Source organism: Leptospira jelokensis (genome assembly GCF_004769635.1).
Classification (GTDB): domain Bacteria; phylum Spirochaetota; class Leptospiria; order Leptospirales; family Leptospiraceae; genus Leptospira_A; species Leptospira_A jelokensis.
In genome coordinates, this window is the sequence record NZ_RQGH01000010.1 from 33,026 (window position 1) to 42,449 (window position 9,424).

The 9,424-nt window shown below is 41.7% G+C and carries 8 protein-coding genes; 7 read left to right on the forward strand and 1 reads right to left on the reverse strand.

All coding sequences use genetic code 11. From position 1 onward, the window contains the following. Positions 1–31: 31 nt before the first annotated feature. On the reverse strand, positions 32–3,760 hold the full coding sequence (locus EHQ62_RS04470) for a Cna protein B-type domain protein (RefSeq protein ID WP_135641028.1): 3,729 nt from the start codon (positions 3,758–3,760) through the stop codon (positions 32–34). A gap of 284 nt (positions 3,761–4,044) precedes the next feature. Here EHQ62_RS04470 and EHQ62_RS04475 point away from each other — a divergent pair, with 284 nt between their 5' ends. From EHQ62_RS04475 to arsB, 7 genes are all read left to right on the forward strand, one after another. Beyond that, on the forward strand, positions 4,045–5,223 hold the full coding sequence (locus EHQ62_RS04475) for a DUF445 domain-containing protein (protein ID WP_135641029.1): 1,179 nt from the start codon (positions 4,045–4,047) through the stop codon (positions 5,221–5,223). Next, on the forward strand, positions 5,220–6,182 hold the full coding sequence (locus tag EHQ62_RS04480; protein ID WP_135641030.1) for an NAD-dependent epimerase/dehydratase family protein: 963 nt from the start codon (positions 5,220–5,222) through the stop codon (positions 6,180–6,182). Before EHQ62_RS04475 ends, EHQ62_RS04480 begins: the two co-directional genes overlap by 4 nt. A gap of 29 nt (positions 6,183–6,211) precedes the next feature. Then, positions 6,212–7,018, forward strand: a complete 807-nt coding sequence (locus EHQ62_RS04485) for a hypothetical protein (RefSeq protein WP_135641031.1) — start codon at positions 6,212–6,214, stop codon at positions 7,016–7,018. A 73-nt stretch (positions 7,019–7,091) separates the two neighbouring features. Then, complete coding sequence (locus EHQ62_RS04490) at positions 7,092–7,433, forward strand: ArsR/SmtB family transcription factor (protein ID WP_135641032.1); 342 nt, start codon at positions 7,092–7,094, stop codon at positions 7,431–7,433. A gap of 1 nt (position 7,434) precedes the next feature. Continuing rightward, complete coding sequence (locus EHQ62_RS04495) at positions 7,435–7,854, forward strand: arsenate reductase ArsC (RefSeq protein ID WP_135641033.1); 420 nt, start codon at positions 7,435–7,437, stop codon at positions 7,852–7,854. A gap of 13 nt (positions 7,855–7,867) precedes the next feature. Then, entirely contained in the window at positions 7,868–8,419 is a 552-nt protein-coding gene (locus EHQ62_RS04500; RefSeq protein ID WP_244241637.1) for a DUF6428 family protein, read from the forward strand. Beyond that, on the forward strand, positions 8,420–9,424 hold a 1,005-nt coding region (arsB, locus tag EHQ62_RS04505; RefSeq protein WP_135641035.1), incomplete at its 3' end, for an ACR3 family arsenite efflux transporter.

The following is a 9,424-nucleotide window of genomic DNA, read 5'->3' on the forward strand; positions in this document are numbered from 1 at the left end:
TTGGAAAAGATGAGAGTTAGTTATCGAGTGTTTACCGATACATTGACTGCTCGATAAAGTTAGTTGCCTTACAACTTCCTGTTCCCACATCCGTGATGGATTTGTCTTGTGCGATACAGAATAGTTTCCACCAACGATTGGAATGGTTAGGAGCGATGGAATAATTCCTTACTTCCCCTACACTTCCCTTGAACACCCGAACATTGGCTCCAGAAATTCCCATACTCGCTTCTCCTGACCAGTTATACACACTGTAATAACGGTTAGGTTGGTTCCAAATGGATCCCTGTACGGTAATGGTTTCTGGACCATATCCTGTAGTGATGTCATAATCCAAACTACCATTGCCAGAACCAAGTGGAGTTCGATTGTTCCATACAATTCGATCATTTCCACCTGTTCCATATTGCATATGGGAATCTAAGTCACGAGGTTTGGCACCCCAAGTGAGGACCACACGCATCTCGTTTTCTCCAAGGATAGGAGTGACGAGGATGTTTTGGTTTGCAGGAGTTTCGGAACCTGCAGAGACAACCGTTCTATAAGTGGTAGAATAGTTTTCTTGTGCTGATGTACAGTTCCCTCGTTTTCCCGCACCAGAGACTTCTAAAGTATAGTTTCCAGGTGGGACAGAAGGAATCGCATAAGATCCATCAGTCGAAGTTTTGACAGAAGGAATGGTGATTCCATTTCCATCAATCGCATAAGGACCTGATTTTACATTCACACCAGGTCGGATACGTGCTGTTAGGTTACAGACACCAGTGTTATAAAGGGCAGAAAGTGCTCTACCCGAAATGGTTCCACTGGTTTGGCTCCCTGGCACAAAGGTGATGATGTCAAAATTGGTAGTCACATCCGCTTGGATGTCCACAATCCCTTCCACAGTTTGGTATCCTGCCGAAACAAATCGGATTTTCCATCTACCTGCATTGATATTGAAGATGGTGTATTGGCTTGCGTTTGAAAATGCTGTGGAGCCGGTTGCGATCGATGCTGGTTGCACACCCGTTGTAGGACGAGCTGTTCCACCATTTGGATCCACGATCTCAAGTGAGTAGGTTCCAAGGAATGCAAATCCACCAGGAGTTCTCACCGATCCAGAAAGGTGACCCCGACCATCGTTTGTGATCACTGGTGTATTCACGACAACGGTCCCTCCACCTGTTCCCACTTCCACTGGGAAATAAGTTGTGATTCCATTTTTTTCCAAGCGGAGGTGGTAAGAACCTGGAGAAAGGTATGGAAAACTGTAACTTCCGTTTGCTTGTGAGGAAACAGACCCAACGAGTTGGTCACTGCCTGCTGTTCTTGTATTGGGAACGGAACAATTCGGAGCATCAAAACTTCCAGAACAGTCACGTCTGACATCTTGAGTAAAATTTCCACCCACTAACCGACCGAGTGTGATTGTGGCACCACTCACAACGGAAGTAGAAACCGCATCTGTCACAACACCAGTAACCGTTGCCCGAGCACTATGTAGGACAACACCATTTAGCTGGAATACTGCAGGAGCTCCGGCATAAAGGTTAGTAGCCACAGTAGATGTGTCTACCCGAAGGCTATTGGTTGCTAGATAACTCGATTGGTAAGAAGGTGCCACACGGTCCACAACAATGATTTGGTAAGAACTTTGGCGGAAATTGTATTCAGATCCGTTAATGATGTCTACCGAAGCTGTGTTGTCATTCGCACGAGCGACACTTGGTGAATTGGCAAGTGTCGTAGCAAGACCCGTTCCCAATTGGTAAAGGGCATAGGTTACTTTTCCTGCGTCATCATTCGTAAATGGAGCAGGTAACACTTGTGGTAAGGTGACAACATATGAGTTTGCACCAAAACTAAATTGTCCAGAAACAGTGGTTGTGATATGGACAAGGGATGCTCCGGATTCATTTGTATTGCCCAACATCACAACAAAAAGGCCAGTCTGCGCCGTATGGACCGAGTTAACCGTCGGTGCATTGTCACGAACAGAAATGGAACCTGCAATTTGAGACCTTGTGGCGATTGAAGTCATGGAAATGGTTCCAGCATGGTACGTGGCACCGTTTAAACTCACTTGCAATGGATTGGAAGAACAAGGAGCGGCATTGTTGCCACAATAGTTTTCAAAACCAGGTGCTGAGATATAGTATGCCCAAAGCCCACTCGCTCCCAGGAAGGAAACTTCTTTTGTGGAAGGATTGACTTCATACAATTTGTTCGCATAGGTTTGGTATGCCCACGGTCCTGTCCCTTGGACAGCCGCCAAACAAGTTGCGGTTGGGTTCACGGCACAGGAGCAAACAGCTCCGGTAGGATTTAACGCACAATTGGTGCCAGCGACAGCACTCAATGATTCGAGGATCCACAATTTGATGGCATTTCCTAAAATTGGATCATCTTTCAGATAAACAATATTGGATGGCGCTTGGTTCGCAGAAGGCCGCACATTGATCACTGCACCCGAAATGTGTTCACCATTTGCATCTTTCACATAACCAATGACCATCGAAGGTTTTGCAACGATGAGAATTGGATCGGTAAGAGTGACAGACTTCACACCTCCATTCGGAGCTGCGGTGAATAAAAAGGATTGTGTGACGGTATAAAAAGAAGGATTGGATACCTCAAGGTAATACACACCATTTGTGAGCTCAAACCCTTCTATGGAAAAATTGCCATTCCCTGTGATTTGAATCGTTTGTAAGACAGCACCTTGTTCGTTCTTCAGTTTGACTGTGAAAACAGTGGATGAGTCATTTGCGAGGGCACCATTCCGGATGACACCGGAAAGGAGAAGGTCACTTTCCGTAGCAGCCATCCATGGGAGGGATGTCTCGCCTAAGTCTAAAACGGCAACTGTGTTAGGGTTTGTTCCAGGAAATGTAAAATGAATGGATTCTTGGTTTGTCGCAAATGGTTGGCCAGAAACGGAAACAGAGTCTCCCACATAAACAACCGTATAATTTCCGTTAGGAAGAGGATTGATCGTGATCACATATTGGCCATTGGAATCGGTAACACCTGTTCCTACTGTGTCTCCATTGGAATCCACAATGTTTACAACAATGCCTGCCACTGGGCCTTGTGGGATGTTCACACCATCTCCCACATAACCTGGGCTTGTGACCACTCCAGTAAACTGAGCAGGGCCACCTGAGTAATACATCCTTTCTGCAAGTAAATTACCAACGTTGACTAAAGTAAAAGGAGTTTGTGTTGGGTCGTACACATAAGAGAAGTCTTGGTAAGTGTAATTTAGACCATAACCTGTGTTAATGAGAACACGGTAGTTGTTATTTGGTAAGTCAGATAAATCAAATTGGAAGTTTCCATTCGCTTCTGCGTATCGAGAAGCAACAAGGGTACTCGCATCACCATTTGCCACTTCGATGCGAACGGAAATTAACGTGAGGTCAACACAAGTGGGCGCTGCCGGGGCTCCAGGATTCCCACACACGATATTGGCAGGAACACCAGACACGACTGGCACGATGGATCCAATGACACGCGCAGGTCCATGGTTTGGCACTTCTTGTTCGGATTGGTTTCCAGGAATTTCATCTGGATCCGTGACCCCTATGGAGCCACCAGGTGGAGGGAGAGGGACACCGTTGGAATCGGGTGGATTTTGGTTTTGGTCACGGCTGTCAGAAACGGCACCGCCAGTTCCAAGTAAAAACCAAAACGGCATGGACTTCTTTTTGCGGGAACAACCCACAAAAACCAAAGAAATGAGTACGAGAATGGTGAACAACCCTCGAACGCGCATAGACTTACCCTCTAATCAAATTCGCTTTGTGGCCTGTGGCCACTTCCTTTCAAATCACTTCGGGAAATTCCTAAGGACTCCCAAAGTGTACCAGTTGTAGTTTGTTTTCGTACACAATGCAAATCTTTTTTAGGGGTATCGGATAAAAATTTCCATTTTTAGACAATTTGAGGGAAAAATAGACTTAAAAATGAATTTGGATTGCCCAATCCCTTCCTCCCAAAGCCTACTCCTAACGAAATATGTGGGATTTTTGGCTATCGGTTGGCGGGTGGAAATTGCTCATGATCCCCTTTACCTATGGGTTTGTGGGTTGGGTGACCAATTGGTTGGCACTGAAAATGACGTTTTACCCCATCCATTTTGTAGGAATCCCACCCTACCTCGGCTGGCAAGGCATCATCCCTAGAAAGGCACACAAAATGGCGAGTAAGTCTGTGGATGTGATCACAGAGCGACTACTCAATATCAAAGAGGTTTTTTTAAAAGTAGATCCAAAAAAAGCAGAAACTGTTTTTTTGCCAGCGCTAGACTCTAGCATTCGTTACACGATAAAAGAATTTTCAGATAGCCTAGATCCAAAACTTTGGGAAATCATCCCTGACCTTGTCAAAGAAGAAATTTATCATAAGGTAAAACGAGAAAGTGGGATCACCATCCGCAAAGTGATTCGAAAACTCCAAGCTGATATTGATTCTTTATTTGATGTAAAGGCCTTGGTATTAAAAAAATTATCCGGAAGTAACGTAAGTTTGGTGGTCGAGTTATTCCAAGAAGTAGGTGCACCAGAGTTTCGTTTCATCGAACGTTCTGGTTTTTATTTTGGATTTTTATTAGGCCTTGTCCAAATGGTATTTATGATTTTTTTTCCCCTATCTTGGACACTTCCCATCCAAGGGGTCATTGTTGGTTATCTGACAAATTATTTGGCGTTAGAGATGATCTTTCGACCTCTTCTTCCTAAAAAAGTATTAGGACTTTGGACGTACCAAGGATTATTTTTAAAAAGGCAAAATGAAGTATCCAGGTTGTATGCAAAACTTGTGAGCGAAAAAATCCTCACCCCAAAAAACATCCTCTCCGAACTCATCTTTGGAAAAGCGTCCAAGGAAATCATTGAAATCATCCGTAGAGAAGTGAGTGGTCATGTCGACACTGTCACTTTCCTTGCAAAACCTGCCTTATATGCAACAGGCAAAATCAGCGAATTTGATGCAGCCAAAGAAAGGATCGCGATCGCGATGGCCGATAATGCAATCGAAAATGCTTTCCATTTAGAAGCCTATTTAGGAGAATCATTACAAATTGAAACCATGATGGGAGACCGGATGTCAGCCCTACCACCAAAAGAATTTGAATCGATTTTACGTTCTGCTTTCCAAGAAGATGAAATGTTGCTCATCCTTGTGGGAGCAGCACTCGGTGCACTGGTTGGTTGGTTTCAAATGGTATTTATTATATGACAAAAACAATCCTCATCACTGGTGGGAGTGGAGTTCTTGGTAAGGCATTGATTGGAAAATTAATTTCTGATTATAAAATCATCGCTATAGGTACAAACCACTCTCATTTTCCAGAAAACCTTCGCCACCATAAACATTTTAAGTTTTATGAAAGAGATTTAGCCAAAATAAATGCACCAGATGACTTTGGGATTTCTGAATCGATTGATTTAGTTTTACACCTAGCGGCCGTTGTATCTGGAGCAAAGGTCAATGAAGAAACATATTACCAAATCAATGTAAACTCTACAAAACATTTAGTTGGATTTGCGAATGAAAAAAAAATCCCATACTTTGGATTTGTCAGTAGCATTTCTGTTTATGGATCGAAGGAAACAAATTTAACTTTGAACAGTGAGCGGTTTGGGAAAACAATTTATGCCAAAACCAAATCATTGGCAGAGGATTTTGTTTTCCAATCAGACAAAACATATTCAGTGATCCGACTGGCAAGTATCTACGGAAAAGGCACAAAAAGTTTCATTTCAAAATTAAAATCACTTCTGAAACGAGGGGTGTATCCAAAAATCCCTCCAATACGGAAAAAGTCGATTTTACACATCGAAGATGCAACAGAAGCAATGTACCTTTGGACCAAACAATGTTTAGCTGGTAAGAAACCAGAGCGGACTTATGTATTCTCCCATCCAGAGGCTGTGACAATCCAAGAAGTCATCGATACCTTCCGTAACCTGGGAATCACCAAAAAATACCAAGTTCCCATCCCAGTTTCTGGGATTTGGTCCCAAATTTTAGAAAAGATCTTTCGGACCTTCAGTTGGATTCGGAAAAAACCATTCCATGGTTCACCCCTGCAACCATTACTTGAATCGGTTGCGATCTATGACCATGGTTCCTGGGAAAAGATCGGTTATTTTCCAAAATCAGATTTGCGAAAAGGATTAATGGACTATCAATAATCATAGTACCTTTGGCCGATATTTTAAGTATGAAAAAGCGACTCTGCCTCTTAATTTTATTATGTCTTACTCTAACAGGAATCGAAGCTGCTACATGGGTTGAAGACTCTTTGGGATTTGCTTTTGAATATCCGAGAGGTTGGGCAAAGTCAGTCTTACGCCATGCAGACACGGTGCGGATCCAAATTGCCAAAACCAATCGAGAAGCGATTTTACAAATAGATGTCGCTCGCCGAACAAAAGAATACGACTTAGATCGTTTTATTGAAGAAACCATTGATACATTTTTAACGAAATACCCTGATCTAAAACTCGTGCGCGAAAAAGTATTAGAAAACGAAATCGCAGGTTTTGACGAATCAGTGTTTGTTGTCCTTCATTATACAGAAAACAAACAAACCATTTCCAATCGGTTTTTATTCCACAGAAAAGGTGGGATGTATTATGTAATCCAAGCAAAAACCACTCGGGTATTGTATTCCAAATATGGAAAAGAATTAGATACCGTGATGAAGAGTTTTCGTAGGGAACCACGGATGAAAAACAGGTGGCGTAACGATAGTTTGGCGTATTTGGATCCCAAAAAAGACGAAAGGCTCATCCAATATGTTTCCATCACCATTCGCCCCATAGACACCTTCCCTCATGAACAAGGTGTGTCCCAAAAACAAGAAGATGGCTGGTTATTCTCTGTCGAAGGGAACCACAAACCTGGCCCTGGTGATTTTGATAACCGTCCAAAACCAAATGACCATGGTTACACTCCCTCGGACGTGAAACCAGACACCCCTACTTCCGATGAACCTGTTGTGATCCCGGACGGTTCTGGGATTTAAGGAGATCCCCAAAAGGGAGAAAATCCCTTGACGTGAAATTGCGGATTCAATAATCGTATATTTACGATATACTATGGCAATCAATAAAAAATCCGAATTCCAAGATTCCATCCAAAGGTTTGCATCCTTTGCCAAACTATTATCACACCCGGCACGGATCTCAATTTTAGAAGTATTGGCCAGTCGCCAAACGTGCGTTTGCGGCGAGATTGTAGAAGTATTACCTTTGGCCCAATCAACTGTGTCACAACACTTAAAAGAATTAAAAGAAGGTGGGTTAGTGAAAGGAACAGTGGAAGGAACAAGCTCTTGTTACTGTATCAATTGGGAAAATTTCAATCAAATGTCAGAAGAGTTTATCACATGCATTCGTTCAATAGGAGAATTCCAAAAGGAAAATGGGGGTTGTTGTTAAGATGAAACAAAGTATTTTAATTTTGTGTACAGGGAATAGTTGTAGGAGCCAAATCGCTGAAGGTTGGATGCGTTTTTATGCCAAAGACAAAGCAAACGTTTATAGCGCAGGCATTGAAACACATGGAGTGAATCCAAAGGCCATCGCTACGATGAAAGAAGTAGGAATTGATATCTCAAGTCATACTTCCAATCACGTGAATGAATACAAAGACATTCGTTTTGATTTTATCATTACTGTTTGCGATCATGCAAAGGAAAATTGTCCTTACATTCCTAGTGATGCAAAACGATTCCATCATAACTTCACTGATCCTTCTAAAAAACAAGGTACTGATGAAGAGATACGGAATGCCTTTGCAGAAACAAGAGAAGAGATCAGACGTTACTGTGAAAACTTTGTAGAAAAAGAATTAAATTAAAATGGAGGTAAAAATGGAATCACTCACTTGGATCAAATTCAAACAACAAATGGAATTGTATCCTGATCTGGAGTTAAAATTTATTTATCACAATGATCAGACAATTTTTCCGAACTTTCATATTACTGAATTTAAACTCGCAACCATTGAAGCCGTTGATTGTGGTGGCAATTTAGATTCTTGGAAAGAAATCATCCTACAAGTATTGGAACCGAAGGACAAAGCAGAAAATGATAGATTTTATCTAGGAAAAATTGGCAACATCTACTCGAAAGTTGCAAAAGCGATTACGATCCCTGATGATGCCATTTTGCGAATTGAATTTGGAAACCAAACCACTGCGATGAGACAGTTTTTTGTTTCGGAAACTCAAATCAACGGCTCTGCTTACGTTATGCATTTAAAAGATGGTGCTACTGAATGCAAAGCAACAGTTAGCTGTGGAAAACCAAAAGTAGACGAGGTCATGCCATTACAATTAGCAGGAATTCAAAAAATCGAAACGACTTCTACTTCTTGTTGCAAACCAAGTAATGAAAAAAAAGAAAAAGCAGGTTGTTGTTAAATGAAACGATTGTCATTTTTAGATCGTTATCTTACTGTATGGATCTTTGGAGCGATGGCAATTGGAGTGATACTAGGAAAATTTCTGCCACAAACAGTAGAAACGTTTTCGAATTTCAATGTTGGTACTACGAATATCCCTTTGGCGATTGGACTGATCCTAATGATGGTTCCACCGTTAGCCAAAGTAAAATACAATGAAATGGGCAAAGTGTTTCGTGATGGAAAACTATTAACATTATCTCTGGTGCTAAATTGGATTGTAGGACCAATTCTCATGTTTATTCTTGCGATTCTATTTTTGCCAAATGAGCCAGAATACAGGAACGGCTTAATCCTTATCGGACTCGCTCGTTGCATCGCAATGGTCATTGTTTGGAATGATTTGGCAAATGGAGATAGAGAATATGGTGCGGCCCTTGTCGCACTCAACAGCATCTTTCAAGTATTTTTTTACAGTTTCTATGCCTATCTTTTCATCACTGTTCTTCCACCTTATTTTGGTTTTGCGGCAACAGCAGTACCAATAGAAATTTCTGAAATCGCTAAAACTGTTGGAATTTATTTAGGAATTCCTTTTTTTGTTGGGTATGTATTGCGATTTGCTTTTGAAAGGTTTGGATTTAAGGAATACTATGAATCCAAATTCCTACCCAAAATTTCTCCAATTACACTCGTCGCTCTTCTCTTTACGATCATTGTGATGTTTAGCCTAAAAGGGGAAATGATTTTTGATCTGACCGATGATGTTGTAAGAGTTGCGATTCCTCTCCTATTCTACTTCATTACAATGTTTCTTTTAAGTATAGGTTTAGGATACAAACTTGGAGTGGATTATTCCAAAAATGCAGCGGTGAGTTTTACTGCCACTGGCAATAACTTTGAATTGGCGATTGCGGTATCCATTGGAGTATTTGGAATTGGAAGTGGTGCTGCATTTGTTGGTGTCATCGGTCCACTCATCGAAGTACCAGCCCTAATCCTACTTGTGAAACTGGCATTAACG